Origin of the sequence: Micromonospora sp. NPDC023644 (assembly GCF_040640115.1) — a bacterium.
In the GTDB taxonomy this organism is placed as follows: Bacteria; Actinomycetota; Actinomycetes; order Mycobacteriales; family Micromonosporaceae; genus Micromonospora.
The window spans coordinates 45,646-71,012 of sequence record NZ_JBFABA010000010.1 but is presented as its reverse complement, the minus strand read 5'-3'; the positions used below and the strand labels follow the sequence as shown (position 1 = coordinate 71,012).

Below are 25,367 nucleotides of genomic sequence, written 5' to 3'. Positions count from 1 at the left end.
GGACCGTGATGACGATCAGCAGCAAGCCCCTGGCGTACGCGCCGAACCAGATCGAGCTGGCGATCGGCGGGATGACCTGCGCCTCCTGCGCCTCCCGCATCGAGAAGAAGCTGAACCGGATGGACGGGGTGACCGCCACCGTCAACTACGCCACGGAGAAGGCCACCGTCCGCTACGCCGACGAGGTCACCCCGGACGACCTGATCGCCACGGTGGAGAAGACGGGCTACACGGCGGCCCTGCCGCCCCCGCCCGCGCCCGCCGGCGGCGAACCGGCCGCCGCGCCGGTGGACGAGCTGCGTGGCCTGCGTACCCGACTCTGGGTCTCGCTCGTGCTCACCGTGCCGGTGATCGTGCTGGCGATGGTGCCCGCCTGGCAGTTCGACTTCTGGCAGTGGCTGTCGCTGACCCTGGCCGCCCCGGTCGTGGTCTACGGCGGCCTGCCCTTCCACCGGGCGGCCTGGATCAACCTGCGGCACGGCGCGGCGACCATGGACACCCTGGTCTCGGTCGGCACCCTGGCCGCGTTCGGCTGGTCGGTCTGGGCGCTCTTCCTCGGCACCGCGGGCACGCCGGGGATGACCCACCCGTTCAGCCTTGCGATCAGCCGCACCGACGGCGCCGGCAACATCTACCTGGAGGCGGCGGCCGGGGTGACCGTGTTCATCCTCGCCGGCCGCTACTTCGAGGCGCGGGCGAAGCGGACCGCCGGGGCGGCCCTGCGCGCCCTGCTGGAGCTGGGCGCCAAGGACGTCGCCGTGCTGCGCGGCGGCACGGAGACCCGGATCCCGGTGGACCAGCTCGCCGTGGGGGACCGGTTCGTGGTCCGGCCCGGCGAGAAGATCGCCACGGACGGCGTGGTCGACGAGGGCACCTCGGCGGTCGACGCCAGCATGCTCACCGGCGAGTCAGTCCCGGTCGAGGTCGGTCCGGGCGACTCCGTGGTCGGTGCGACCGTCAACGCGGGCGGCCGGCTGGTGGTCACCGCCACCCGCATCGGTGGCGACACCCAACTGGCCCAGATGGCCCGGCTGGTCGAGCAGGCGCAGACCGGCAAGGCGGCGGTGCAGCGGTTGGCCGACCGGATCTCCGGCGTCTTCGTGCCGATTGTGATCGCGCTCGCGGTGGGCACCCTCGGCTGGTGGCTCGGCACCGGGTCGGGCGCCACCGCCGCGTTCACCGCCGCCGTGGCGGTGCTGATCATCGCCTGCCCGTGCGCCCTCGGGCTGGCCACGCCGACCGCCCTGCTGGTCGGCACCGGCCGGGGCGCGCAGCTCGGCGTGCTGATCAAGGGACCGGAGGTGCTGGAGTCCACGAAGCAGGTGGACACCGTGGTACTGGACAAGACCGGCACCGTGACCACCGGTCGGATGACCCTGGTGGACGTGGTCCCGGCGGCCGGCGAGGACCGCGCCGAGCTGCTCCGGGTCGCCGGGGCGCTGGAGTCCGCGTCCGAGCACCCGATCGCCCGGGCCATCGCCGCCGGGGCGGCTGAGGCGGGCACGCTGCCGCCGGTAACCGGCTTCGTCAACGCCGAGGGGCTCGGCGTGAGCGGGACGGTCGAGGGCCGGGAGGTGCTGATCGGCCGGCCCCGGCTGCTGCGCGAGCACGGTCTCGACGTACCGGAGGAGGTCGCGCGTGCTGCGGCCACGGCGGAGGCCGAGGGGCGGACGGCGGTGCTGGCCGGCTGGGACGGCCGGGCCCGCGGCGTCCTCGCGGTGGCCGACGTGGTGCGGCCGACGAGCCGGGCGGCGATCGCACGACTCCGCGCGCTCGGCCTGACGCCGGTGCTGCTGACCGGCGACAACACCACCGTCGCCCGCGCGGTGGCCACCGAGTTGGGCATCGACGAGGTGATCGCCGAGGTGCTGCCCGCCGACAAGGTCGACGTCGTGCGGCGGCTCCAGGGCGAGGGGCGGACGGTGGCGATGGTCGGTGACGGGGTCAACGACGCCGCCGCGCTGGCCCAGGCGGACCTCGGCCTGGCCATGGGCACCGGCACGGACGTGGCGATCGAGGCGTCCGACCTGACCCTGGTGCGGGGCGACCTGATGGCCGCCGTGGACGCGATCCGGCTCGCCCGGCGCACCCTCGGCATCATCAGGGGCAACCTGTTCTGGGCCTTCGCCTACAACGTGGCGGCCCTGCCGCTGGCCGCCGCCGGCCTGCTGAACCCGATGATCGCCGGCGCCGCGATGGCCTTCTCCTCGGTCTTCGTGGTCGCCAACAGCCTGCGGCTGCGCGGCTTCCGCCCGGTCGCCTGACCGTCCGCCAACCGCGCCGCCGGCCCCACCCGCGGGGACCGGCGGCGCGGCCGTGGCGGGGCCGGCGCGGGCGGCCCGCTGACCGTGGGTGACCGGGGACGGTTGGACGGCGGCGGGACGGGGTACATCAGCGGCGTACCGGCACCGCCAATCGGGAGGTTGACATGGGTTTCGACGACAAGATCAACAATACGACCGAGGATGCGGCCGGCAAGCTGAAGGAAGGCGCCGGCCGGGCCACCGACAACGAGCGGCTCGAGGCCGAGGGGCGCAACGACCAGGCCAGCGCCAAGCTCAAGCAGGCCGGCGAGAAGATCAAGGACGCCTTCAAGAGCTGACCCGCGTACGCGCCCTCCGCCGGATCGGCATCCAGCCGACCCGGCGGAGGGCGTACTGGCGCATCCGGCGGACGTGTCCCCCGGGTGGCGCCACTCGTTGGCAGGTCGACGTCCCGCCGCCCGGCGTCGGCCGAACCCGGGCCGTTCCCGCAGGACGGCCGAGAGCCCGAACGGGAGGTCCCGTGTCCCGATCCGTCGTCTACGCGCGGCGCGCCGCCGCCACGGTGGCGCTCGGGGTGCTCGCCGTGGGATGCCAGGACACCGCGCGGGAGGAGGCCGCCCGCACCGGCACGCCCCCGCCGAGCCCGACGGCCTCGGCGAGCACCGCCCCGAGCCCGTCCCCGGTCGCCACGACCGCCGCCAACACCGCCGAGGTCTGCCGCGAGGTCGACCGGGTGATCCTTGCCGGCAGCCGGAGGATCGCCACCGACTCGGCGGCCTCGGTGACCCGTGACCTCACCGGGGAGCAGGTTGCCGACCAGCTCCGGCGCAACCTGGCGGAGCTGGCCGACGACGTACGCGCCCAGGCCCGCCAGGCCGCCGACCCGGAGATCCGCGCCCTGATCGAGGAGACCGCCGACCGGATCGACGCCGGCTCCCGGGCGTCCCGGCCGGCCGCCTGGATGGACTCCACCTTCACCGGCATCCCGCCGAAGCTGACCCGCGAGTGCCGCGCCTGAGCGTGCCCGGCCGTCGCGCACCGCGACCACCGGCACGTCCCCCGGCACCGCCGCCCGACGTGGAACGCCCGCCGCCGTGCGCCGTGCCGACCGTCGGTCGCCGCGACCTTCGCGGGCAGCGGGACTGACGGGTCCCGGGCGGCGCCGCGCCGGACCAGCTCACGGGTGGCCGGGTGCCTCGGTGCCCGCGAGCCGGGCGGCCCGCAGCTCCAGGTAGCGCTGCTCGGGCAGGCTCGTCGTCCCCCGGGCCGCCGCCCGGTACGCCGCCCGCGCCCGCCGCGGCTCGCCCGCCAGCTCCCACAGGTGGGCGCGGACCGCGGCGAGCCGGTGGTGCCCGGCGGTGCGGTCGTCGTCGTCGAGCCCCGCGAGCAGGGCCAGGCCGGCGCGAGGACCGTCCACCATGGCCACCGCGACCGCCTGGTTCAGGGTGACCATCGGGCTCGGGGCGGTCCGGGCGAGCAGCCGGTAGAGCGCCACGATCTGTCGCCAGTCGGTCCGCTCGGCGGACGGGGCCTCGGCGTGCACGGCGGCGATCGCCGCCTGGAGCTGGTACGGGCCGGGCGGCGACCAGGTCAACGCCTCGGTGACCAGAGCGGTCCCCTCGGCGATGGCGGCGTGGTCCCAGCGGTCGCGGTCCTGCTCGGCGAGCGGGACCAGTTCCCCGGCCGGCCCGGTGCGGGCGGCCCGGTGCGCGTCGGTGAGCAGCATCAACGCCAGCAGCCCGGTCACCTCGCCGTCGTCCGGGAGCAGCCGGTGCACCAGCCGGGCCAGCCGGATCGCCTCGGTGGTCAGGTCGGCCCGGTGCAGCTCCGGCCCGCTGGAGGCGGTGTACCCCTCGTTGAAGATCAGATAGAGCACCTGGAGCACGGCCCGCAGCCGCTCGTCCCGGTCCCCGGGCGCGGGCATGGTGAAGCGCGCCCCGGCAGCCTCGATCCGCTGCTTGGCCCGGCGGATGCGCTGGCTCATCGTCGCCTCGGGCACGAGGTACGCCCTCGCGATCTGCGCGGTGGTGAGGCCGCCGACCGCGCGCAGCGTCAGCGCGACCTGGGCCGACCGGGCCAGCGCCGGGTGGCAGCAGAGGAACAGCAGGGCCAGGGTGTCGTCCCCCGCCGGCGGCTGGTCGTCGGCCGCCGGCGCCACCGTCGCGTACGCCGGCTCGCGGGCGGCCAGCGCGGCCTCCCGGTCGCGGCGGGCGCGCTCGCTGCGCCACTCGTCGGTCAGCCGACGCGTGGCGACGGTGAGCAACCAGGCCCGGGGGTTCTCCGGCACGCCCTGCTCCGGCCACCGCACGGCGGCGGCGAGCAGCGCCTCCTGCACGGCGTCCTCGGCGGCGGCGAACTGGCCGTAGCGGCGCACGAGCAGGCTGAGGACCTGCGGCGCCAGGTCGCGCAGCAGGTCCTCCAGGTGCCGACCGGTCACATCTCCGTCCCGGCCTCGTCCATGACCGCCCGCACCTCCAGCACGCCGAAGCCCCGTCGCACGTCCGGCCAGCTGGCGGCGATCTCGGCGGCCCGCTCGGGGCTGTCGCAGTCGACCATCAGGTAGCCGGCGAACTGCTCCTTGCTCTCCATGTACGGCCCGTCGGTCACCTCCGGCCGGTCACCGGCCAGCCGGACCGTACGCGCCTGCGACGGGTCCGCCAGGGCCTGGCCGCCGAGGAACTCGCCCGACTCGGTCAGCTCCCGCATGACCTCGTCGACCTCGCCGAAGAGCGCGCTGCGCTCCTGCTCCGACAGCCCTTCCACGAACCCCGGGCGGTTCCAGATCAGCAGCATGTACTTCATCGGGTGCTCCTCGTCGCGTCGGCCGCGCCCATCGTGGCGCGTCTTCGGCGAGGGGTCGGAGCCGACCCGCCGGTTCCGACAGCCGGCGGGGAGGAATCTCAGCGCCGGCCGCGTACCTGGCGCTTCGGGGCGGGGCCGGCGCCGAGCGAGGCGCGGTCGGCGGCGGAGGTGCCCGAGGACCAGCCGTCGGCGTCGCGGACGGTGAGCCGGCCCCGGGTGACGCCGGGGAAGAGCGTGTCGAGGCGTTCGCGTACCGCCTCGGCGCGGGTGGCGAGCACCGGCAGCAGCCGCTCAGGCCCCGCCTGCGCCGTCGCCTCCCGGTCGGCGGCGTCGGTGGCGGCCCGCAGCCGCTCGCCGATCCGCAGCGCGAAGGCGTTGAGGAAGGACTCGTCGTAGTCCCGGGTCCGCCGGCCGGCGCCCTTGGCCCGCCGTTCGCCCCGCCCGCGCAGCATGGCGGTGGTGGCCTGCACCAGCAGCGAGGTGTGGAGCAGCTCGACGGCCTCCAGGTCGGCCGGCCAGCCCAGCACGGTGGTGAAGCCGAGGTCGTCGGACCAGACGGCCTCGCAGCGGTTCGCCGCCGCCACCTCCTGCGCCAGCAGCGCCTTCGCGCCCGCGTACGGGGGGTCGGTGCCGAGGCGCACCCCGCCGGGCCGGTCGGCCGGCTCGGCGACGCCGGCCAGCAGTGCCTGGTCGATGCTGTGCCGGGCGATCAGCTCCTGGGCCTTGCCGGTCAGCGCCTCCGCCTCGGCCGGGTAGGTGGTCGACTCCGCCTTGGCCAGCAGCGCCCGCACCCGGTCGAGCATCCGGGAGCCGCTGCCCGGACCGCCGCGCGCGCCGCCCGCCAGGGGTGCGCCGGGCGGCGGGCGCAGCACGGCGATCGGCGGGAGCCCCTCCACCAGGGCCAGCGCGTCGACCGCCGCCCGCAGCGCGGTGAACCGGTCGCACCCCACGCGCGCCGACCAGGCGGTCAGGTGACCCTCGTCGGCGTCCCACCACACCCCCGCGCCCAGGTCGCGCAGCTGGTCGTCCCACCACGGCGGCACCGGCCCGGCCAGCTCGCGGCGCTGCGCGGCGAGCGCGTCGGTGACCAGTCCGGCCGCCCGGGGGCCGAGTCGGCGGGCGGCGAGCCGGCCGAGGTCCACCGGCTGCCAGCCGTGCTGCGCCAGCCGCGCGACGCCCCGGGCGAGCCGGCGCAGGAGCGCGGCGTCCACCGCCGCCGCGCCGTCCGCGGCGCCCGTCCCGATCATCAGCCGGTCCAGCTGTCGCTCCGCGAGGCGTACGTCGGTGCCGCGCACCGCCGCGAGCGCGTCGCTGATGAGTTCCTCGGCATCCGGCACGGCCGTGTCCTCCTGGGGTCTGCTTCTCCCGCGCCGGGAAACGATCGTCGCCCGCCCGCCGAAGGTACCTCCGGGCCCGCCCGCCGTCCGCCGGTCGTGACCGGTGCCACCGCGACCTCCCCGACCCGACCGCCCGGCCGGCGGGGAACTTCCGCATGGTTCGGCCGGTCCAGGGTAGTTCGGGGGCACGCGAGCGAGGCGAGGTGGAGATGGCGGGATCGTGGTTGCTGGGCAACGGTTCCGGCGCGCCCGACCTCCGCCGGTCCGTCCTCGCCGCCGCCGTGATCGGCGCGGCGGTGATGGCGGCCGTCGACGAGATCGTCTTCCACCAGCTCCTCGGCTGGCACCACTTCTACGACCGCTCCACCCCCTCCGTCGGGCTGCTCTCCGACGGGCTGCTGCACTCGGCGGAGCTGCTCGCCCTGGTCGGCGGCTTCTTCTGGTTCGCCGACCTGCGCCGCCGGGGTGCCCTGGTGCCCCGGGCCGCCTGGGGCGGGTTCCTGCTCGGCGCCGGGGCGTTCCAGCTCTTCGACGGCATCGTCGACCACAAGGTGCTGCGGCTGCACCAGATCCGCTACGGGGTGCACCTGCTCCCGTACGACGTGGTGTGGAACGTGGCGGCGGTGGTGCTGTTGCTGCTCGGCGCGTGGGTGACCTGGCGGGTGCGCTCCGGATCCGGCCGCGACGCCCGGTGACGGCGCTCGCGTACGCCGGTGCGGCCGCCGGGCCGGACCCGCTGCCGCTCGCGGCGGTCGCGGTGCTCGCCGCCGGCTACCTGCTGGCGGTGTCCCGGGACCGGCGCGGCTGGCGCCGCCGGCGTACGGTCGCCTGGCTGGCCGGCTGCGCGGTGCTCGCGGTCGCCCTCGGCCCGCTGGCCGGCGGGCCCGGCGACCCGCGCGTCCACATGGTCCAGCACCTGCTGCTGGGCATGGTCGCGCCGCTCGCGCTGGCCCTCGGCGCGCCGGTGACCCTGCTGCTGCGGGTCGTCCCGCCGCCGGTCGGTCGCCGGGTGGGCCGGTTCCTGCGGGCCGGGCCGGTGCACGTGCTCGCCCATCCGGTGACGGCGGCGCTGCTCACCACGGGCGGGTTGGCGCTGGTGCTGCTCACCCCGCTCTACGCGGCGGCCGAGCGGAACCCGGTGCTGCACCACGCCCTGCACGTGCACTACGTCGCCGCCGGCTACCTGCTCGCCTGGTCGGTGGCCGGCCCGGACCCGGCCCCGCGCCGGCCGGGCCTGGCGGTGCGGGCCGGCGCGCTGCTCGGCGCGGGCGCCGGGCACGCCGTGCTGGCGAAGTACCTCTACGCGCACGCCGCCACCCTGCCGCCCGGGCTGCCCGACCGGGACGTCGCGGCGCTGCGCGCGGCGGCCCGGTTGATGTACTACGGCGGCGACGTCGCCGAGCTGCTGCTCGCCACCGCCCTCTTCGCGGCCTGGTACCACCGGCGCCGGCCGGCGCCCGCCGGCGACGCGGACCCGCCGGGGCACGCGGCCGTCCGGGTCGGTCCGGTCAGCCGGCGTACGCGTGCCCGGCCGTCAGCCGCAGGGTGAAGCCGCCGTCGTCGCGCTGCCAGGTCACGTGGTTGCAGGACTGGTAGGTGATCCAGAGACCGAGCCCGCCGGGGGCCCCGCCGGACGCGGGGAGCAGCCCGCAGAACGGGTCGCCCGGCCCGTCGCCGCCGTCGCTGACCGTCGCCACGATGCGGTCGTCGCCGGCCCAGACGCGCAGTCGGACCGGCGGCCTGCCGTGGCGCAGCGCGTTGGTGACGATCTCGCTGACCGCGACGACCAGGTCCTCCACGTCGTCGGCCGGCAGCTGGCCCTGGTCGGCCTTGTGTACGGCGGCGCGCGCCTCGGCCGCCGTCGGGTCGGTCAGCTCGACGACCGGAGGCCGCGCCTGGAGGGGGTCGGGTACGACCCGGGGGCACTGCCGCAGGTACTCCGTGGGCGGCGTCCAGGTCGGGCTGGGCACGTGCCGCCCGTCGGCGGTGGCGAAGCGGGGGTGCGTCCGGGCCACGTCCGCCAGCACCTCCGGCGGCGTGATCCGGGTGTCGTACGCGCACATGCTCCACAGTGGGAAGTCGTCGTAGGCGTGGTTGATCGCCGACTCGTAGCGGGCCCACCAGTCCCAGGTCGCGCGGAACGAGGCCGGGGGCACCTCACCGATGATCCGGATCTGCCCGGCGCCGGCGGCCACCAGTTCGGCGAGGAGTTCCCGGTAGGAGCGGATGGCGGCGGCGGGCCGGGAGTAGAGGTCGCCGCCGGGCAGGAACTCGACCGGGGAACCGGTCGGCAGCGCGGCGCGGACCAGGTCGCCGGTGCGCTCGCCCAGCGCGACGAAGGTCGGCTCGCCCGCGTCGGCGCCGCCGAGCAGGAACGGCACCGCCACCGCGAGCAGCTCGTCGTCGGTGTCGTAGCGGACGGCCTCGTGGTAGTAGCCGTGGTGCTGGGCGGCCGCACCCGTCCTCATGGCGTGACCTCCACCCGGATCCCGGGCAGGTCCAGCAGGTCCACCAGGCGGGCCGCGGCCGAGCGGGGGGTGCGCAGCACGGCGGTCGCGCCGCGCCGGTGCGCGTACTCGGCCAGGTGGGTCAGGGCACGGTGGTCCACGAAGCGCAGGTCGGCCGCCGACAGCACCAGCTCGGCGTCGGTGGGCCGCAGGTCGGCGCGGTCCAGGGCGGTGCGGAGCAGCTCGTGGTTCGACATGTCCAGCTCGCCGGCGAGCGCGGCGTGCCCGTCGGCGGGCGGCACGGCGTACAACCGGAACAGCAGGTCCTCGACGTTGCTCCGCGGATGCATGCAGGCCAGCTCGGAGATCGCCCGGTCACCGAGCTTCAGCCGGTGGTAGGCGCACGCGGCCTTGAACGGCCGGGTGCGCATGTAGCGGTCGATGAGGTGCTCGTAGCGGGTGAAGACGTCCAGCTGGGCCGGGGTGCGGACCAGCTCGGTGGCCTCCGCGACCACGCGCAGCCCGCTGTGACCGGCGGCCAGCGCCTCGTCGGTGGCGGCCGCGTAGGCGGCGACCTGCGTGGCCGGATCGACGACGTGGTCGGGCGAGTAGGTCGAGACCAGGGGGACCACCGCGGCGGCGTTGCGGCGCACGGCGTCGGTGAAGCTCGGCAGGGCGTGCAGCCGCTCGGCCACCAGGTCCGAGGGGCGCGGTGTCACGTACCAGAAGCGTTCGCCGGCGGCGAGGCTCGCGGCGAGGTGGCGCTCCGCCAGGTCGGCGAGGGATTCCGGGTCGTCGTACGACCAGCAGATGTGGCCGCCCGGGGCGGCCCGCCGTTCGCTGCTGGTCATGCTGGTTGCCTCACGGCAGCCAGTGTAGGCCGGCCGGGACCGGGCACCCGGCCGGCGATCTGCCGGGACGCCTCGGGCGGCGGCCTGCCGCCCGGTTCGTCGCGCCTGGGCCGGTTCCTCCCGGCGGGCCGCTCCGTCGCCGGGGTCTCGCCGACCCCGGTCAGCCAGCGCCCGGTCAGGTCCTCCGCGCGCCGCTGAGGCGCGCGGTGCGGGGGAAGGACGCCCAGATGTTCTTGGTGGTGCCCGTGGCGTACCAGCCGACGTCGAGGGAGAGGGCGCGGGCCAGCTCCAGGCCGCGCCCGCCGTCGCCGACGGGCCGGGCCTCGGCGAGCTGCGGCAGGGAGTCCAGGTCGTGGTCGGCGACGTCGAGGATGAGGTACTCGTCGGTGGCGAGCAGTCGGACGACGGTCGGCGGGATCCCGTGGCGCAGGGCGTTCGTGGCGAGCTCCGTGGCGATCAGCGCGACGAGCTCGGGAACCTCCTCCAGGGCCTCGCCCTCACCGAGCACGTCGCCGGTCAGTTCCTCGTGCAGGGACGCCCGCAGGGCGCGCAGGTCCGCCGCCTCCGACAACGTCCACCGCCGCAGCTCGGTGGCCTGCGGCGGGGGTGGGGAACTGCTCAGCTGACCCATGGTCTCGTCCTACCCGATCTCCGGCCGGCTCATGCCCCGGCACAGCGGTCAGCGCACCGGGTCGTGGGTGCCCCGGGACGGCAGCGGCGCACCCGGTCGGCGGCCATCCGTCCCCCGACCGCCAGCCCGTGCCGCTCGACCGCCGTGACGTGGTGCGCCACCCCGGCGGGGCCGGGCCGGCGGCGGCCGGCCGCATGCCCCGCGGCGGTTGCGGGTAGTGCACAGGCAATGACCGAGAGGAGAACGCCGTGCCCAGCACCACGATGCCGATGCTCGAGACGTACCCCAAGTCGATCAACCTGGACCGGGCCAAGCTGGCCGCCGTCATCGACGCGCTGAACACCTGCGCCCAGGCCTGCACCGCCTGTGCCGACGCCTGCCTGAGCGAGGACATGGTCGCCGAGCTGACGAAGTGCGTACGGACGAACCTGGACTGCGCGGACATCTGCACGACGACCGCCCGGGTGCTGTCCCGGCACACCGGCTACGACGCCAACATCAGCCGCAGCATGCTGGAGGCGTGCGCCACCGCCTGCAAGTCCTGCGGCGACGAGTGCGCCGGCCACGCGGGCATGCACGAGCACTGCCGGGTCTGCGCCGATGCCTGCCGCGCGTGCGAGCGGGCCTGCCGCGACCTGCTCGCCACCATGAGCTGACCCGTCCGGGTGGTCGACGTGGTCGACCGCGCGCCGGCGCCGGCATCCCGTACGGGGTGCCGGCGCCGTCCTGTCCGTGGGTGGCCGGCGCAACCGGGCCGAACCGGTGCGATACCCCGAGGGGGTATGTATGGTGGTCGTGAGGAGGCGCAGATGCCCCACGAGACGCACCACCACGACGACCACCCGCCCCGACCGACGGGCGCGCACGCCGGCGAGGCCGCCCACGACGCGGCCGGACACGACGAGCCCGCCCGCGGCGCGGGTGGTCACGGCGCGGGCGGTCACGGCGGCCACGACAAGCACGCCGGGCACGACCCGGAGATGTTCCGCCGGAAGTTCTGGCTGAGCCTGGCGCTGACCGTGCCGATCGTGCTGACCAGCGACATGGTGATGGACTGGTTCGGCTACCGGCTGGAGTTCCCGGGTGTGGCATGGGTCGGCCCGGTGCTCGGCACGGTCGTCTTCTGCTACGGCGGCTGGCCGTTCCTGGTCGGCGCGGTGCGGGAGGTACGCGACCGGGCGCCCGGCATGATGCTGCTGATCGCGATGGCCATCACGGTGGCCTACCTCGCCTCGGTGGCCACCGCGCTCGGCGTCTTCGACCTGGACTTCTGGTGGGAGCTCGCGGCCCTGGTCACGATCATGCTGCTCGGGCACTGGCAGGAGATGAAGGCCATCGGGCAGGCGCAGGGCGCGCTGTCGGCCCTGGCGGCACTACTGCCCGACGACGCCGAACGGGTGACGGCGGACGGCGGGGTCGAGCGGGTCTCCGTGGCGGACCTGCGGGTCGACGACCTGGTGCTGGTCCGCCCCGGCGGGCGGGTGCCGGCCGACGGCCGGATCACCGAGGGCGGCGCCGAGCTGGACGAGTCCATGGTCACCGGCGAGTCGCGGCCGGTCTCCCGCGGCGCCGGGGACCGGGTGGTCGCCGGCACGGTGGCGACCGACGCCGCGATCCGGGTGCGCGTCGAGGCGGTTGGCGAGGACACCGCGCTGGCCGGCATCCAGCGCCTGGTGGCCCAGGCCCAGCAGTCCAGCGGTCGCGCGCAGGTGCTCGCCGACCGCTTCGCGGCCTGGCTGTTCTACGTCGCGACCGCGGTGGCCCTGGCGACCCTGGTGACCTGGGCAGTGCTCGGCGACCTCGGCGCGGCCGTGGTGCGTACCGTCACCGTGCTGGTGATCGCCTGCCCGCACGCGCTGGGCCTGGCCATCCCGCTGGTGATCGCGCTGTCGACCGCCGTGGCGGCCCGGGGCGGGATCCTGGTCAAGGACCGGCTGGCGCTGGAGCGGATGCGCACGGTCGACGCGGTGCTGTTCGACAAGACCGGCACCCTGACCCGGGGCGAACACGTGGTGGCGGGGGTGGCGGCCACGGGGGGCGGCAGCGAGGACGACGTGCTCGCCCTGGCCGCGGCGGTGGAGGCGGACAGCGAGCATCCGCTGGCCCGGGCCATCGTGGCCGCCGGGGCCGAGCGCGGCGTGGCCCGGCGGGCGACGGGGTTCCGCTCGCTGACCGGGCGCGGCGTCCGCGCCGAGGTCGACGCCACGGCGTACGCCGTCGGTGGGCCCGCCCTGCTCCGCGAGTTGGGCGCGGGGGTGCCCGACGACCTGGCCGACCGGCAGGCCGACTGGTCGCGTCGGGGCGCGGCGGTGCTGCACCTGCTGCGCCTCGACGGCGACACGGCCACCGTCCTCGGCGCCCTCGCGCTGGAGGACCAGGTCCGCCCCGAGGCCCGCGAGGCGATCGCCGAGCTGCGGGCGCAGGGCGTCGGCAAGATCGTGATGATCACCGGGGACGCCCGCCCGGTCGCCGAGGCGGTCGCCGCCGACCTCGGCTTCCGTCCCGGCGTCGACGAGGTCTTCGCCGAGGTGCTGCCCGCCGACAAGGACGACGCCGTGGCCGACCTGCAACGGCGCGGGCTGCGGGTGGCGATGGTCGGCGACGGGGTGAATGACGCCCCCGCCCTGGCCCGCGCCGACGTGGGCATCGCCATCGGCGCCGGCACCGACGTGGCGATCGAGTCCGCCGGGGTGGTGCTCGCCTCGTCCGACCCGCGCGGCGTGACCGGCGTGATCCGGCTGTCCCGGGCCTCGTACCGGAAGATGATCCAGAACCTGGGCTGGGCGGCCGGCTACAACGTCGTCGCCCTGCCGCTGGCCGCGGGCGTGCTGGCCTGGGCCGGGGTGACGCTCAGCCCGGCGGTCGCCGCGATCCTGATGTCCGCCTCGACGATCGTGGTGGCGCTCAACGCCCAGCTGCTGCGCCGCGTCCGCCTGGCCCCCGGGGACTGAGTCGCCGGTCCTCCTGCCGACCAACAGAATTGTCTTGACAGAAAAAATTGTCGGTGGGACGCTGTGGTCATGTTCGACATCGCAGTGATCGAGGACCCGGCGGCGGCCGAGGCGTCGCTGGACCCGATGCGGGCCCGGCTGCTGGCCGCGCTCGCCGAGCCGGCCTCGGCGACGATGCTCGCCGCCCGCGTCGGCCTGCCGCGGCAGAAGGTCAACTACCACCTCCGGGCGCTGGAGCAGCACGGCCTGATCGAGCTGGTGGAGGAGCGCCGCAAGGGCAACGTGACCGAGCGGGTCATGCGGGCGACCGCGGCGTCGTACGTGATCTCGCCGGTGGCCCTCGCCGCCGTGCGGCCCGACCCGGCGCAGTCGCCGGACCGGCTGTCGGCGCGGTGGCTGCTGGCGCTGGCCGCCCGCCTCGTGCAGGACGTCGGCGCGCTCGTCACCGGCGCCGAGCGGGCGAAGCAGCGGGTGGCGACGTTCGCCGTCGACGGCACCGTCCGGTTCGCCTCGGCGAGCGACCGGGCGGCCTTCGCCGAGGAGTTGGCCGCCGCCGTCACGGCCCTGGTCGGCAAGTACCACGACGAGCGCGCCCCCGGCGGCCGCGACCACCGGGTGGTGGTCGCCCTGCACCCCAGCGCCGACCCCGACGACAGCACCGCAAACGAGGAGCACTGACATGGGACACCACTTCGAGCTGCGCAAGGACGTCGAGCTGGCCGCCACGCCCGAGCAGGTGTGGGAGGCCATCGCCACCGGTCCGGGCATCGACTCCTGGTTCATGGGCCGCACCGAGGTCGAGCCGGGCGAGGGCGGCCGGACCCGCCTGACGATGGCCGGTCAGGTCGAGGAGTCGACGATCACTGTGTGGGAGCCCGGGAAGCGGCTGGCCGACCGCACCGAGCCGGCCCCGGACGGCACCTTCATGGCCATGGAATACCTCATCGAGGGCCGCGAGCAGGGCAGCACGACCCTGCGGCTCGTCCAGAGCGGCGTCCTCGGGGACAACTGGGAGACCGAGTACGAGGCGATGGGCATCGGCTGGGACATGTACCTCGGGACGCTGGCCGCGTACCTCGCCCACTTCCCCGGCCGGACCGCGGCCCCGGTCTCGGCGTTCCGTCCGGACGCCGGCGGCACGGACCGGGTGTGGGCGGCCGTGGCCGAGGCCTTCGGCGTCGCCGGCCCGATCGCCGAGGGGGACCGGGTCCGGTTCACCGTCGGCGGCCTGCCGCCGATCGAGGGCGTCGTCGACCTGGCCGGCCTCCCGACCTATGTCGGCGTCCGCACCGCCGACGCGCTCTACCGGTTCCTCTACTCCGGCGCCGAGCGCGGCGACGCCCTGGTCCTCGGCCACCACGTCTTCGCCACCGGGCAGGACCCGGCCCGGGCCGAGCGGGCCTGGCAGGACTGGCTGGCCGCCCTTCCCGTCGGCTGACCCGACGACAGGAACGCCCGGCGGACGGGCCCGGCCCGGACGCGCGGCGGACGGGGGCCGATCCGGACGCCCGGCAGGCGCTGCCCGGTGGGAGCACGGGCCGGCCCCGCCGGGCGTCCGGGTGTGGTCAGGGCGTGAGCGTCCGGGTGTGGTCAGGGCGTGAGGACGAGGCGCCCGCGCAGGCCGCCCCCGGCGAGGCGGTCGTGGGCCACGCCGACCTGGTCCAGCGGCAGGGTGTCCGCGACGCGCGGGCTGAGCCGTCCCGCGCCCACCAGCGCGGCCAGTTCGGTCAACCGCGCGCCGTCGGCGAACACCTCCTGCACGACGACGCGCGTGGCCCGCAGGGGCGGCGGCGCGAACGGTGCGACCAGGGCCACGAAGGTGCCCTCCGGCCGCAGCGCCTCGTGCGCCGCGACACCGACCACCGCGGCGTCGACCACCGCGTCGACGCCACCGGGCACCTCGCGGCGTACGGCCTCGGCGAGCCGTTGTGTGCGTGGCACGAACCAGGTCGCGCCCAGGCCGCGGACGAGCGCTTCGTCGTCGGAGTCGGCGACGGCCACGGTGCGCACGCCCCGCATGGCGGCCAGTTCGAGCAGCAGCCCGCCGACGCCGCCCGCGGCGCCGGTGACGAGCAGTGTCTGCCCGGCGCGCAGGCCCGTGAGGGTGAGCGACCGGTCGGCCGTGAGCCCGGTGAGCGGCAGGGCGGCGGCCCGCACGGCGGGGACGCCGGCCGGCGCCGGGGCCACCGCGCGGTCGTCCAGGACGACGTACTCCGCCTGGGTGCCGCCGGCCGACAGCACGTCGCGCAGGCCGATCACCTGGTCCCCGGCGGCGAACCGGGTGACGCCGGGGCCGACCTGGTCGACCTGCCCGGCCACGTCCCAGCCGAGCCACACCACCGGGGCGGGGGCGAGCAGGCCGGCCTCGCTGAGCGCCCCGTTGCGGGTGGACAGGTCGATCCGGTTGACCGCCGCCGCGGCCACGCGGACGCGCACCTGGCCGGGCCCGGCCTCCGGCACGGGTACGTCGACGATTTCCAGGACCTCGGGGCCGCCGAAGCGGCGTACGGCAACAGCCTTCATGCGGCTCACGCTAGGGCTGCTACTCTCCGGCGGTAAGTAGGTACCCGAAGGTGCGTAACCCTCCCGGAGGTCCGTCATGGCGACCCTCAGCGCCGCGCAGCTGCGGGAGCACCAGCGCGACGAGTACAACGCCTTCCTCGCGCAGTGCCCGGGTCACCAGCTGCTGGCGACGCTCAGCGACAAGTGGGTGACGCTGGTCCTCGCCGCCCTCGCCGACGGGCCCCTGCGCTACAGCGACCTGAGCCGCACCATCCCCGGCGCCAGCCAGAAGATGCTGACCCAGACGCTGCGCAAGCTGGAACGCGACGGCCTGCTCACCCGCACCGTCACGCCGTCGGTGCCGGTGCGCGTCGATTACGGGATCACCGCGCTGGGCCGTACCCTGCTTCCGATCCAGCAGGCGATCAAGAACTGGGCCGAGACGCACATCGAGCAGGTTCATCGCGCCCGCGCCGCGTACGACCGCGGCGCCGCCGGCTGACCGTCGCGCTCCGCGTGGACGGGGTGTGGCCTGGGCGACACCGCCGGGCCACGCTTGTTGCATAAGACTGGCAATTGCGGAATGCTGGCGTTAGTGGCCGGCTGCCCCGGCGCGCGATGATCAAGCCATCGCCGGGGCGTCCGCCCGCTCGTGACCGTGGACCGCTGCGGGCACGGTCGGCCAGACCAGGACGCCGACCTGGCGTGACGCCGGGCGGTCGTGCGGAGAACAGACCCGGGAGCATGTGATGGGTACGCCTGTGTCCAAGCGCGTGACGGCGATCGCCGTCGCCGGGGTCCTCGCCGTGGCCGGTTGCTCCTCGCCGACGACCACGGCGACGGGCGCGGGCGGCACCGGCCCCCTCGTCGTGGCGACGGCGGGCGAGCCGGACGCGCTGAACCCGGTGCTGAACTACGGCGTCGACGGCAGCTCCCTGATCTTCGACGGGCTGGTCGCCCGCGACGCCCGCAACGAGCTGGTGCCGGCGCTGGCGCGGGAGCTGCCGACCGTGTCGGCGGACGGCAGGACCGTCACCGCGAGGCTGCGCGACGGCGTGCTGTTCCACGACGGCAGCCCGTTCACCGCACAGGACGTGGTCTTCACCTACCAGGCGGTGCTGAACCCGAAGGTCGACTCCACGCTCCGCTCCGACCTGGACATGCTCGCCTCGGTCACCGCGCCCGACCCGTCGACCGTGGTGTTCACGCTGAAGTACGCCTACGCGCCCTTCCCGCAGCGGCTGGCCCTGGGGATCGTGCCGGCGAAGGCCCTGGCCGGGCAGGACATCAACAAGGCCGAGTTCAACCGCAAGCCGGTGGGCACCGGCCCGTACCGCGTGACGTCGTGGACCCCGGGCGACCGGCTCGTGCTCGCGGCCAACGACAGCTACTGGGGCGGCAGGCCCGCCAACAGCGGCGTGGTGGTGGCGTTCGTCGCCGACGACAACGTACGCGCGCAGCGGATGCGGGCGGGGGAGTTCGACGCGGCGGAGCTGGCCCCGAAGCTGGCCACCGGGTTCGACGGGCAGGCCGGCTACCGGGTGCAGCGGGTGCCCACCGCCGACTACCGGGGCGTGATGCTGCCGATGGGCAACCCGGTCACCGCCGACCTCGCGGTGCGCCGGGCGCTGAACGCGGCGGTGGACCGCGCGGCGATGGTCACCGGCCTGCTCGGCGGGGCGGGCGAGCCGGCGTTCGGGCCGGTCCCGCCGACGTCGGAGTTCGCCGAGCCGACGATCGTCGGCAAGCCCGCCGCCGACCCGGCCGCCGCGACCGCCGCCCTCGACGCCGCCGGCTGGAAGCCGGGCCCGGACGGGATCCGCACCAAGGACGGCCGGCAGGCGGCGTTCACGCTCATGTACCCGGCCACCGACAGCCTCCGCAAGGAACTCGCCCTCGCGGTGACCGCCGACGCGAAGAAGGTCGGCATCAAGATCACCCCCGAGGGGCTGACCTGGGACGCGATCACCCCCCGGATGAAGAGCGACGCGCTCGTCATGGGCTATGGCACCCCGTACGACCCGGACTTCGTCTCCTACAAGCTCTTCGGCTCCGTCTTCGCCGGCCAGGGCTTCTTCAACCCCGGCTCCTACCGGTCGCCCGTGGTGGACAAGGCGTTGCAGGACGGCCGCGCCAACGCCGACCCGGCCACCCGCAGGGCCGCGTACGCCACGTTCCAGAAGCAGCTCGCCACCGACGTGCCGTGGGTGTTCCTCACCTACCTCCAGCACACCTACGTGGTGAAGGACGCGGTCGCCGGGGTGACCCCGCGGGTGGAGCCGCACGAGCACGACGTCGCCAGCAGCCTCTGGTGGAACATCCACACCTGGACGAGGAAGTCGTGACGACGCCCGCCCCGACGACCGCGCCGGCCCCGGCGAAGACCACGGCCCGACGCCGGACGCGCCGGATGGCCGGAGCCGGCAAGGTGGTCCGCCGGCGGCTGCTGGTGGCCGTGCCCATCCTCGCCGCCACCAGCGTCGGCATGTTCGCCCTCGGCGCGGCCTCGCCGATCGACCCCGCCCAGCAGTACGCGGGCGCGGCGGCGTTCACCACCAGCGAGGAGAACCTGGCGCAGATCCGCGCCAACTGGGGCGTCGACGACCCGCTGCCGGTGCAGTACCTGCGCTGGGTGGGCAACCTGCTCCAGGGGGACCTGGGCTGGTCCACCAGCCGCCACGAGCCGGTCACCTCCGTGCTCGCCGCCCGCGCCGGCTGGACCCTGCTGCTCGTCGGCGCCGCCCTCGCCCTCGTCCTCGTGGCGAGCCTGCTGCTGGGCACGCTGGCCGCGTACCGGCGCGGGGGCTGGTTCGACCGGGGGCTGCGCGCCACCGCGTACGCCGTGCAGTCGATGCCGGTGTTCTGGATCGGGCTGGCCGCGATCGCCCTGTTCGCCCTCACCCTCGGGTGGCTGCCGGCGGGTGGGCTCACCGACATCACCGCCACCGGCACCGACCCCGCCGACGTGGCCCGGCACCTGATCCTGCCGGTGGGCGTGCTGGCGATCGCCCAGACGCCGTGGTTCGTCCTGTTCATCCGGGACGCCGTCGCCGACAGCCTCCGCGACGACCACGTCCTCGCCGCCCGGGCCCGGGGCCTGCCCGGCCGCACCGTCCTGTTCGGCCACGCCCTGCGTACCGCGCTGCTGCCGTTCCTCACCCTCGTCGGCACCCACCTGCCGGAGCTCATCGGCGGCGCCGTCCTGGTGGAGACCGTGTTCTCCCTGCCCGGCCTCGGCGCGGTCACCGTCCAGGGCGCGCTGGGCAGCGACTTCCCGTTGCTGGCCGCCACCACCCTGGCCACCACCGTCGTGGTGCTGGCCGCGAACCTCGGCACCGACCTCGCCTACGCCGCCGCCGATCCCCGGGTACGCCTCGATGACTGACCTCGCCCTGCCCGTCCGGGTCCGACGGCCGAAGCCGCGTACGGGCCGGGTCGGTGCCGCCGTCGCCTGGACCGTGCTCGTCGGCGCGGGCCTGGCCTGCCTCCTCGCCCCCGTCCTCTGGCCGCTCGACGAGAGCGCGGTGGACCTGGCCAGCACCCGGCTCGCGCCCTCCTGGGCGCACCCGGCGGGCACCGACGACCTGGGCCGCGACGTGGCCCACCGCAGCCTCTACGGCCTGCGGGTCTCGCTGCTCGTCGGCGCGGTCGCCGCGCTCGTCGCCACCGTGATCGGCGGCCTCGTCGGCGCGGTGGCCGGCACCCTCGGCGGCTGGGTCGACCGGGTGCTGATGCGGGTGGTCGACACCATCGCGGCGCTGCCGCACCTGCTGCTGGGCATCTTCATCGTCGCGATGCTGCGGCCGAGCCTGGGCGCGGTGATCCTGTCGATCGGGCTGACGCACTGGCTCTCCACCGCCCGCATCGTCCGGTCCGAGCTGCTCAGCCTGCGCACCCGGCCGTTCATCGACGCCGCGATCTCCGGCGGCGCCAGCCGCGCCCGGGTGATCACCCGGCACCTGCTCCCGCACGTGCTGCCCCGGCTGGCGCTGGCCACCACGCTGATGGTGCCGCACGCCGTCTGGCACGAGACCGCGCTGTCCTTCCTCGGCCTCGGCCTGCCCCCGCACCTGGCCTCGATCGGTAACATGATCAACGACGGGCAGCGCTCCCTGCTCACCGGCGCCTGGTGGGCCAGCATCGTGCCCGGCCTGCTCCTCGTCGTCGTCACGCTGGCCCTGGCCGCCCTCACCGGCCGGTGGCGCGACCGCCTCGACCCGCGCGTACGAGCGGAGCTGAACCTGTGACCACCACCCGCGAGCCCACCGCCGGCACCGCCGCCCCTCCCGACCCCGCCGGTACCGTCGCGACGGCCGGCACCGCCGGGACGGTCGCCACGGCCGGCACCGCCGCCCCGGCGGACTCCGCCGGGACCGTGGCCACGGCCGACTCCGTCGGCACGGGCGGCACCGCCGCCGACGGTCGGCCCGGGCTGCTGGAGGTCGACGGGCTGACCGTCCGCTTCCAGCTCCGCGACGCCGTGGTGCAGGCCGTCACCGACCTGCACCTGACCGTCCACCCGGGCGAACTCCTGGCCGTGGTCGGGGAGTCCGGCTGCGGCAAGTCGGTCCTCGCGCACGCCCTGCTCGGCCTGCTCCCCGGCAACGCCGCCGTCACGGGCCACGCCCGCCTGCGCCCGCCCACCGGGGCGCAGACCGACCTGGTCGGCGCCTCCGAGCGTCACCTCGCCCGCGCCGTACGCGGCCGGGCGGTCGGGCTGGTGCCGCAGAGCCCCGCCACCGCGTTGACCCCCGTGCGGACGGGCCGGCGGCTGCTGGAGGAGACCCTGCGCGCCCACGGGCACACCCGGCGCGAGGCGCCCGCGGCGGCCGAGCGGGTCGCCGCCGACGTCGGCCTCGACCCCGCCGACCTCGACCGCTATCCCCACGAGCTCTCCGGCGGCATGGCCCAACGCCTGGCCACCGCCCTCGCGCTCGCCCCCGACCCGCCGCTGCTGCTCGCCGACGAGCCCACCACGGGCCTCGACCGACCCCTGGTCGACCACACCCTCGACCTGCTGCGCCGCCGCTGCGACGCCGGCGGCGCCGTCCTGCTCATCACCCACGACCTGGCCGCCGCCCGCCGGGTCGCCGACACCGTCGCCGTCATGTACGCCAGCCGGATCGTGGAACGACGGCCCACCGCGGAGTTGTTCGCGGCGCCCGCCCATCCCTACACCGCCGGCCTGCTCGACGCCCTGCCCGAACGGGCCTTCCGGCCGGTCCCCGGCCACCCGCCGATGCTCACCGACCTGCCCCCCGGCTGTGCCTTCGCCCCGCGCTGCGGCCGCGCCACCGACGTCTGCCGCACCCCGCCCGCGCCCTCGGCGGGCCCCCCGGGCCGGGTCGCCTGTCACCACCCGCTGACCCTGGGAGCGCCGGCATGACCAGCACCGCCGGAGCGCCGGCATGACCAGCACCGCGCTCGCCGCCCACCAGGTCACGGTCTCCTACGGCCGCCGGCGCGTCCTCGACGGCGTCGACCTGCGCGTCGCCCCCGGCGAGACGGTCGGCCTGCGCGGGCCCTCGGGCAGCGGCAAGTCCACCCTCGCCCGGGTCCTCGCCCTGCTGCACGCCCCCGAGGCCGGGCACGTCACCCTCGACGGCCACCGGGTGGCGGGCGCCCGGCACCGGCTGCCCGCCGCCGTCCGCACCCGCGTCGCGATCCTGTTCCAGAGCCCCCGCGCCGCCACCGACCCCCGGCTGGGCCTCGCCGACATCATCGCCGAACCGCTCCGCGCCACCGGCACACCCGAGGCGCAGGCGCGGGCCCGGGCGGCGGAGCTGGCCGACCTGGTCGGCCTCACGCCCGACCTGCTCGCCCGCCGCCCGCACGCGGTCAGCGACGGGCAGCTGCAACGCGCCTGCCTCGCCCGCGCGCTCGTGCACCGGCCGGACTACCTGCTCTGCGACGAGGCCACCGCCATGCTGGACGCCTCCACCCAGGCGCACCTCGCGGCCGTCGTCACCGACTACCAGCGGCAGCACGCCGCCGGGGTCCTGCTCATCACCCACGACCCGGCGCTGATGGCCCGCTGGGCCACCCGGGTGGTCGACCTGCCGACCCCGCCGCAGCCCTGACCGCCCCGGCGGAACGACCGTCCCTCATGGTGTTCGTCACCGTGACTTCCGGGCGGGCCGGCGGCTAGGGTGACGCTGCCGTGGTGTTCGGGAAGCCGGTGCAAGACCGGTGCGGCCCTCGCCACTGTGATCGGGAAGTTCGCGGCCCTCGTCGTAAGAGGTCACTGGGCGTCACACGCCTGGGAAGGCCGGCCACGGACGCACCTCCCGTCAGCCAGGAGACCGGCCACGGCACTGCGATGACCCGTCCACGAGGTGCTGGAAGGCGGTCCCGATGCGCGTGCGCGCTGTGCGGCCCACCCTGTCCCGGCGCGTTGCCGCGCCCCTGTCCGTCCTCGTCGTCCTGCTCGGCGGCTGCGCCACGGACGATCCGGCCACGACACCCCCGCCGTCCGCCGCCCCGGTCACGCTGACCAACTGCGGTACGCCGGTCACCGTCGCCGCCCCGCCCGAGCGGGCGGTGACCCTGAACCAGCCCGCCACCGAGATCATGCTGGCGCTCGGCCTGGCCGACCGGATGGCCGGCACGGCGTACCTGGACGACGCGATCCTGCCGGAGCACGCCGCCGCGTACGCCGCCGTGCCGGTGCTGTCGGACCGGTACCCGGCGAAGGAGAAGCTGCTGGAGGCGGCACCGGACTTCGTCTACGCCTCGTTCCACAGTGCCTTCGGCGACGAGGGCGTCGGCGACCGCGCCGCGCTCGCGGGACTCGGCATCGGCACGTACCTCTCGCCGGCCGGGTGCCCGAAGCGGCACCGGCCGGCGAAGCTGACCGTCGAGGACGTGTTCGCCGAGATCCGGGACGTGGCGGCCGTCTTCGGGGTGCCGGAGCGGGCCGAGCAGCTCATCGCCGACCAGCGGGCCCGGATCGCCACGGCCGCCGCCCGGATCGGCGGCGCGCGGGACGTGTCCGTGCTCTGGTGGGACGCCGGCACCGACGCCCCGAGCGTGGGCGCCTGCTGCGGCAGCCCTCAGATGATCATGTCGGCGGTCGGGGTGGGGAACGTGTTCGCCGACCTCAGCGGCGGCTGGGCCGACACCAGCTGGGAGGCGGTCGTCGACCGCGATCCCGACGTGATCGTGCTGGTCGACGCGGGCTGGGACGCGGCCGCCGCGAAGCGGGCCTTCCTCACCCGGCACCCCAGCCTGAAGGATTTGCCCGCGGTGGCCGGGCAGCGGTTCGTCGTCGTCCCGTTCTCGTCCACCTCCGCCGGGGTGCGCGTCGTGCTCGGCGTCGAGGCGCTCGCCGCGGGCGTGGCGCAGCTGCCCGCCGGGGCGGACCGCTGACCGCCGTGGCCGGCCGCGCCGCCCCCGGTCCGGCCCGCCGTACCGCCCCCGCCGGGGCCCGCGCGGCCCACCCGGTCGGCCTGGCGGCGCTGCTGGTGGCGTTGCTGGCCGGGCTGGTCGTGTCGATCGGCGCGGCCGTCACCGTAGGTCCGGCCGACATTCCTCTGTCGACGGTCTGGTCGGTCGTGGCCGACCGCCTGGGGCTCCCGCACGCCGAGGTGCCGCTGCTGCGCGAGCACATCGTCTGGCGGCTGCGCCTGCCCCGGGTGCTCGGGGCCGCCGCGGTGGGAGGCGGGCTGGCGGCCGCCGGCGCCGTGATGCAGACCGTCACCCGCAACCCGCTGGCCGACCCGTACCTGCTCGGGGTCTCCTCCGGGGCGTCGCTCGGCGCGGTCGCGGTCCTCGTCCTGGGCTTCGGCGGCGGGGTCGCCGCGCTCACCGGGGGCGCCTTCGCCGGGGCGCTGGCCGCGTTCGTGGTCGTCGCCGCGGTGGCCGGTCGGCAGGCCGCCCTGGCCCCCACCCGGGTGGTGCTGGCGGGCGTGGCCGTCGCGCAGCTCTGCGGGGCGGCGACCTCGTTCGTCATCATCTGGGTCGCCGACCCGCACGCCACCCAGAGCATCACCTTCTGGCTCTCCGGTTCGCTGGCCCGCGTCGACTGGGCCGCCCTGGCCTGGGCCGCGCCGGTCCTGGCCGCCGTGCTCGCCCTGGTGGCGGCGTACGCCCGCACGCTCAACGCGTTCGCCTTCGGCGAGGACGCCGCCGCGACCCTCGGCGTCCCCGTCACCCGGGTCCGATGGCTGCTGCTGGTCGCCACCGCGCTGCTCACCGCGGCGCTGGTCGCCGTCAGCGGCGCGGTGGGCTTCGTCGGGCTGATCCTGCCGCACGCCGCCCGGTTCCTCACCGGGGCGGACCACCGGCGCCTGCTGCCCGTCGTCGTCCTTGCCGGCGCGATCTTCCTGGTCTGGGTGGACACCGCCGCGCGGACCCTCTTCGCGCCCCGGGAGCTGCCGGTCGGCGTGCTGACGGCCCTGCTCGGCGTGCCCGCCTTCGTGGTGCTGCTGCACCGGCGGAAGGTGCGTGGCTGATGCTCACCGTAACCGGCGTCTCCTCGTCCGTCGCGGCCCGGCGGATCCTCGACGACGTCACCTGCGCGGTGCCGCCCGGCAGCCTCGTCGGGCTGCTCGGCCCCAACGGCTGCGGCAAGACCACCCTGCTGCGGATCGTCGCCCGGCTCGCCGCGCCGGACGCCGGGCTGGTCACGGTCGCCGGCGACGACGTCGCCACCCTGCCCCGGGCCACGCTGGCCCGCCGTGCCGCGCTGCTCGCCCAGCACGCCGACACAGACTTGGACCTCACCGTCGGCGAGGTGGTGCTGCTCGGCCGTACGCCCCATCGCGGCTCGCGCTGGTCCGACAGCGCCGCCGACCGCGCCGCCGCGGCGGACGCGCTGGCCCGGGTGGACCTGGACGGGTACGCCGACCGCCGCTGGCACACCCTCTCCGGTGGCGAGCGGCAGCGGGTGCAGCTGGCCCGCGCCCTGGCCCAGCAGCCGCTGCTGCTGTTGCTCGACGAGCCCACCAACCACCTCGACATCGGCCACCAGCTGCACCTGCTGCACCTGGTCCGCCGCTCCGGGGTCACCACCCTGGCCGCGCTGCACGACCTCAACCTGGCCGCCATGTTCTGCGACGCGGTGGTCGTCCTGGCCGCCGGGCGGGTCGTCGCCGCCGGCACGCCCGCCGAGGTCCTCACCCCCGGGCTGCTCGCCGACGTCTACGGGGTGCGGGCCGACGTCGTGGCGCACCCGGCCACCGGAGGGCCCGCCATCACCTACCACCCGCCCGCGCCATGACCGTCGCACCGGGGTGCCTCGTCACCGTCTGCCGCGACTGCTGCTGCGGCAGCGCCCGCAAGCACCCGTCCGTCGACCACGACGCGCAGCTGCGGCGGCTGCGCGCCGGGCTGCCTTCACCGCACCGGGTACGGATCAGCGCCTGTCTCGACCTCTGCGCGCAGTCCAACCTGGTCGTCGTGCACCCCACCCCGGCGGCACGCCGCGCCGGCGCGCGGCCGGTCTGGTTCGGCCTGGTCCTGGACGACGCCGTCGTCGACGACATCGCTGGATGGGTCCGGGCCGGCGGGCCGGGCGTGGCGCCGCTGCCCGCCGCGCTGGAGCTGTCGGTGGTGGCCCCGGCGTTCGACCCCGGCCGGTGA

The 25,367-nt window shown here is 76.0% G+C and carries 26 protein-coding genes and 1 riboswitch; of the genes, 19 read left to right on the top strand and 7 right to left on the bottom strand.

The window, feature by feature from the left end; genetic code table 11:
• Positions 1-8 precede the first annotated feature (8 nt).
• The 3 genes from AB0G08_RS10860 to AB0G08_RS10850 all read left to right on the top strand — a co-directional run bounded on the left by AB0G08_RS10860 (position 9) and on the right by AB0G08_RS10850 (position 3,282).
• Positions 9-2,264, top strand: coding sequence for a heavy metal translocating P-type ATPase (locus tag AB0G08_RS10860; protein WP_358086051.1), 2,256 nt, complete (start codon positions 9-11; stop codon positions 2,262-2,264).
• A gap of 164 nt (positions 2,265-2,428) precedes the next feature.
• Positions 2,429-2,602: a CsbD family protein gene (locus AB0G08_RS10855; protein ID WP_121396938.1), complete on the top strand. Its 174-nt coding sequence runs from the start codon at positions 2,429-2,431 to the stop codon at positions 2,600-2,602.
• 182 nt (positions 2,603-2,784) lie between these two features.
• Positions 2,785-3,282 carry a hypothetical protein gene (locus tag AB0G08_RS10850; RefSeq protein WP_358086049.1) on the top strand — a complete coding sequence of 166 codons (498 nt, stop codon included), beginning with the start codon at positions 2,785-2,787 and terminating at the stop codon, positions 3,280-3,282.
• A gap of 159 nt (positions 3,283-3,441) precedes the next feature.
• Here the strand turns inward: AB0G08_RS10850 and AB0G08_RS10845 are convergent, their stop codons facing one another.
• From AB0G08_RS10845 to AB0G08_RS10835, 3 genes are all read right to left on the bottom strand, one after another.
• Positions 3,442-4,701, bottom strand: a complete 1,260-nt coding sequence (locus AB0G08_RS10845) for a sigma-70 family RNA polymerase sigma factor (protein WP_358086047.1) — start codon at positions 4,699-4,701, stop codon at positions 3,442-3,444.
• Positions 4,698-5,066 (bottom strand): YciI family protein, encoded by a 369-nt coding sequence (locus AB0G08_RS10840; RefSeq protein ID WP_358086045.1) that lies wholly within the window; start codon positions 5,064-5,066, stop codon positions 4,698-4,700. The genes AB0G08_RS10845 and AB0G08_RS10840 overlap by 4 nt, the downstream gene beginning before the upstream one ends.
• Positions 5,067-5,164: 98 nt before the next feature.
• Positions 5,165-6,403: a DUF2786 domain-containing protein gene (locus AB0G08_RS10835; RefSeq protein WP_358086043.1), complete on the bottom strand. Its 1,239-nt coding sequence runs from the start codon at positions 6,401-6,403 to the stop codon at positions 5,165-5,167.
• A 209-nt stretch (positions 6,404-6,612) separates the two neighbouring features.
• Between AB0G08_RS10835 and AB0G08_RS10830 the strand changes: the two genes are divergently transcribed.
• A complete protein-coding gene (locus tag AB0G08_RS10830) occupies positions 6,613-7,098 on the top strand; it encodes a DUF2243 domain-containing protein (protein WP_358086041.1) in 486 nt (161 codons plus the stop codon).
• Entirely contained in the window at positions 7,095-7,952 is an 858-nt protein-coding gene (locus AB0G08_RS10825) for a cytochrome c oxidase assembly protein (protein WP_358086039.1), read from the top strand. Before AB0G08_RS10830 ends, AB0G08_RS10825 begins: the two co-directional genes overlap by 4 nt.
• Here AB0G08_RS10825 and AB0G08_RS10820 read toward each other — a convergent pair.
• From AB0G08_RS10820 to AB0G08_RS10810, 3 genes are all read right to left on the bottom strand, one after another.
• Complete coding sequence (locus AB0G08_RS10820; RefSeq protein WP_358086037.1) at positions 7,912-8,871, bottom strand: sensor histidine kinase; 960 nt, start codon at positions 8,869-8,871, stop codon at positions 7,912-7,914. The genes AB0G08_RS10825 and AB0G08_RS10820 overlap by 41 nt on opposite strands.
• Positions 8,868-9,701 carry an MEDS domain-containing protein gene (locus AB0G08_RS10815; protein ID WP_358086035.1) on the bottom strand — a complete coding sequence of 278 codons (834 nt, stop codon included), beginning with the start codon at positions 9,699-9,701 and terminating at the stop codon, positions 8,868-8,870. Before AB0G08_RS10815 ends, AB0G08_RS10820 begins: the two co-directional genes overlap by 4 nt.
• 175 nt (positions 9,702-9,876) lie before the next feature.
• Complete coding sequence (locus tag AB0G08_RS10810; protein WP_358086033.1) at positions 9,877-10,332, bottom strand: ATP-binding protein; 456 nt, start codon at positions 10,330-10,332, stop codon at positions 9,877-9,879.
• A gap of 248 nt (positions 10,333-10,580) precedes the next feature.
• Between AB0G08_RS10810 and AB0G08_RS10805 the strand changes: the two genes are divergently transcribed.
• The 4 genes from AB0G08_RS10805 (at position 10,581) to AB0G08_RS10790 (ending at position 14,721) form a co-directional block, all read left to right on the top strand.
• Positions 10,581-10,988 (top strand): four-helix bundle copper-binding protein, encoded by a 408-nt coding sequence (locus AB0G08_RS10805; protein ID WP_358086031.1) that lies wholly within the window; start codon positions 10,581-10,583, stop codon positions 10,986-10,988.
• A 324-nt stretch (positions 10,989-11,312) separates the two neighbouring features.
• A complete protein-coding gene (locus AB0G08_RS10800) occupies positions 11,313-13,283 on the top strand; it encodes a heavy metal translocating P-type ATPase (protein ID WP_358086242.1) in 1,971 nt (656 codons plus the stop codon).
• A 69-nt stretch (positions 13,284-13,352) separates the two neighbouring features.
• Positions 13,353-13,961, top strand: coding sequence for a helix-turn-helix domain-containing protein (locus tag AB0G08_RS10795; RefSeq protein ID WP_358086030.1), 609 nt, complete (start codon positions 13,353-13,355; stop codon positions 13,959-13,961).
• Between the two features lies 1 nt (position 13,962).
• A complete protein-coding gene (locus AB0G08_RS10790; RefSeq protein ID WP_358086028.1) occupies positions 13,963-14,721 on the top strand; it encodes an SRPBCC domain-containing protein in 759 nt (252 codons plus the stop codon).
• A 152-nt stretch (positions 14,722-14,873) separates the two neighbouring features.
• Here the strand turns inward: AB0G08_RS10790 and AB0G08_RS10785 are convergent, their stop codons facing one another.
• On the bottom strand, positions 14,874-15,806 hold the full coding sequence (locus tag AB0G08_RS10785; RefSeq protein ID WP_358086026.1) for an NADP-dependent oxidoreductase: 933 nt from the start codon (positions 15,804-15,806) through the stop codon (positions 14,874-14,876).
• A 76-nt stretch (positions 15,807-15,882) separates the two neighbouring features.
• Between AB0G08_RS10785 and AB0G08_RS10780 the strand changes: the two genes are divergently transcribed.
• The 10 genes from AB0G08_RS10780 to AB0G08_RS10735 all read left to right on the top strand — a co-directional run bounded on the left by AB0G08_RS10780 (position 15,883) and on the right by AB0G08_RS10735 (position 25,367).
• The gene (locus AB0G08_RS10780) at positions 15,883-16,287 is read left to right on the top strand and encodes a helix-turn-helix domain-containing protein (RefSeq protein ID WP_151455135.1); all 405 of its coding nucleotides are present in this window, start codon (positions 15,883-15,885) and stop codon (positions 16,285-16,287) included.
• A 247-nt stretch (positions 16,288-16,534) separates the two neighbouring features.
• Positions 16,535-18,130 (top strand): ABC transporter substrate-binding protein, encoded by a 1,596-nt coding sequence (locus AB0G08_RS10775; RefSeq protein WP_358086024.1) that lies wholly within the window; start codon positions 16,535-16,537, stop codon positions 18,128-18,130.
• Positions 18,127-19,170: an ABC transporter permease gene (locus AB0G08_RS10770; RefSeq protein WP_358086022.1), complete on the top strand. Its 1,044-nt coding sequence runs from the start codon at positions 18,127-18,129 to the stop codon at positions 19,168-19,170. The genes AB0G08_RS10775 and AB0G08_RS10770 overlap by 4 nt, the downstream gene beginning before the upstream one ends.
• Positions 19,163-20,032 carry an ABC transporter permease gene (locus AB0G08_RS10765; RefSeq protein WP_357875034.1) on the top strand — a complete coding sequence of 290 codons (870 nt, stop codon included), beginning with the start codon at positions 19,163-19,165 and terminating at the stop codon, positions 20,030-20,032. Before AB0G08_RS10770 ends, AB0G08_RS10765 begins: the two co-directional genes overlap by 8 nt.
• Positions 20,029-21,171 (top strand): ABC transporter ATP-binding protein, encoded by a 1,143-nt coding sequence (locus tag AB0G08_RS10760; protein WP_358086020.1) that lies wholly within the window; start codon positions 20,029-20,031, stop codon positions 21,169-21,171. Before AB0G08_RS10765 ends, AB0G08_RS10760 begins: the two co-directional genes overlap by 4 nt.
• Before the next feature lie 22 nt (positions 21,172-21,193).
• Positions 21,194-21,865 (top strand): ATP-binding cassette domain-containing protein, encoded by a 672-nt coding sequence (locus AB0G08_RS10755; protein WP_358086018.1) that lies wholly within the window; start codon positions 21,194-21,196, stop codon positions 21,863-21,865.
• Between the two features lie 64 nt (positions 21,866-21,929).
• A riboswitch (cobalamin riboswitch) is annotated at positions 21,930-22,111 on the top strand.
• 28 nt (positions 22,112-22,139) lie between these two features.
• Positions 22,140-23,153, top strand: a complete 1,014-nt coding sequence (locus AB0G08_RS10750) for an ABC transporter substrate-binding protein (protein WP_358086016.1) — start codon at positions 22,140-22,142, stop codon at positions 23,151-23,153.
• Positions 23,154-23,158: 5 nt separating this feature from the next.
• On the top strand, positions 23,159-24,238 hold the full coding sequence (locus tag AB0G08_RS10745) for an iron chelate uptake ABC transporter family permease subunit (RefSeq protein WP_358086014.1): 1,080 nt from the start codon (positions 23,159-23,161) through the stop codon (positions 24,236-24,238).
• Complete coding sequence (locus AB0G08_RS10740; RefSeq protein ID WP_358086012.1) at positions 24,238-25,005, top strand: ABC transporter ATP-binding protein; 768 nt, start codon at positions 24,238-24,240, stop codon at positions 25,003-25,005. The genes AB0G08_RS10745 and AB0G08_RS10740 overlap by 1 nt, the downstream gene beginning before the upstream one ends.
• Positions 25,002-25,367, top strand: coding sequence for a hypothetical protein (locus AB0G08_RS10735; protein WP_358086010.1), 366 nt, complete (start codon positions 25,002-25,004; stop codon positions 25,365-25,367). The genes AB0G08_RS10740 and AB0G08_RS10735 overlap by 4 nt, the downstream gene beginning before the upstream one ends.

Bases quoted from the DNA above. Each gene is read 5' to 3' on its own strand.
- AB0G08_RS10860 (WP_358086051.1), top strand. From the start codon at position 9: ATGACGATCAGCAGCAAGCCCCTGGCGTACGCGCCGAACCAGATCGAG.
- AB0G08_RS10855 (WP_121396938.1), top strand. From the start codon at position 2,429: ATGGGTTTCGACGACAAGATCAACAATACGACCGAGGATGCGGCCGGC.
- AB0G08_RS10840 (WP_358086045.1), bottom strand. From the start codon at position 5,066: ATGAAGTACATGCTGCTGATCTGGAACCGCCCGGGGTTCGTGGAAGGG.
- AB0G08_RS10830 (WP_358086041.1), top strand. From the start codon at position 6,613: ATGGCGGGATCGTGGTTGCTGGGCAACGGTTCCGGCGCGCCCGACCTC.
- AB0G08_RS10820 (WP_358086037.1), bottom strand. From the start codon at position 8,871: ATGAGGACGGGTGCGGCCGCCCAGCACCACGGCTACTACCACGAGGCC.
- AB0G08_RS10815 (WP_358086035.1), bottom strand. From the start codon at position 9,701: ATGACCAGCAGCGAACGGCGGGCCGCCCCGGGCGGCCACATCTGCTGG.
- AB0G08_RS10810 (WP_358086033.1), bottom strand. From the start codon at position 10,332: ATGGGTCAGCTGAGCAGTTCCCCACCCCCGCCGCAGGCCACCGAGCTG.
- AB0G08_RS10800 (WP_358086242.1), top strand. From the start codon at position 11,313: ATGTTCCGCCGGAAGTTCTGGCTGAGCCTGGCGCTGACCGTGCCGATC.
- AB0G08_RS10795 (WP_358086030.1), top strand. From the start codon at position 13,353: ATGTTCGACATCGCAGTGATCGAGGACCCGGCGGCGGCCGAGGCGTCG.
- AB0G08_RS10790 (WP_358086028.1), top strand. From the start codon at position 13,963: ATGGGACACCACTTCGAGCTGCGCAAGGACGTCGAGCTGGCCGCCACG.
- AB0G08_RS10785 (WP_358086026.1), bottom strand. From the start codon at position 15,806: ATGAAGGCTGTTGCCGTACGCCGCTTCGGCGGCCCCGAGGTCCTGGAA.
- AB0G08_RS10780 (WP_151455135.1), top strand. From the start codon at position 15,883: ATGGCGACCCTCAGCGCCGCGCAGCTGCGGGAGCACCAGCGCGACGAG.
- AB0G08_RS10775 (WP_358086024.1), top strand. From the start codon at position 16,535: ATGGGTACGCCTGTGTCCAAGCGCGTGACGGCGATCGCCGTCGCCGGG.
- AB0G08_RS10765 (WP_357875034.1), top strand. From the start codon at position 19,163: ATGACTGACCTCGCCCTGCCCGTCCGGGTCCGACGGCCGAAGCCGCGT.
- AB0G08_RS10755 (WP_358086018.1), top strand. From the start codon at position 21,194: ATGACCAGCACCGCGCTCGCCGCCCACCAGGTCACGGTCTCCTACGGC.
- AB0G08_RS10750 (WP_358086016.1), top strand. From the start codon at position 22,140: ATGCGCGTGCGCGCTGTGCGGCCCACCCTGTCCCGGCGCGTTGCCGCG.
- AB0G08_RS10740 (WP_358086012.1), top strand. From the start codon at position 24,238: ATGCTCACCGTAACCGGCGTCTCCTCGTCCGTCGCGGCCCGGCGGATC.
- AB0G08_RS10735 (WP_358086010.1), top strand. From the start codon at position 25,002: ATGACCGTCGCACCGGGGTGCCTCGTCACCGTCTGCCGCGACTGCTGC.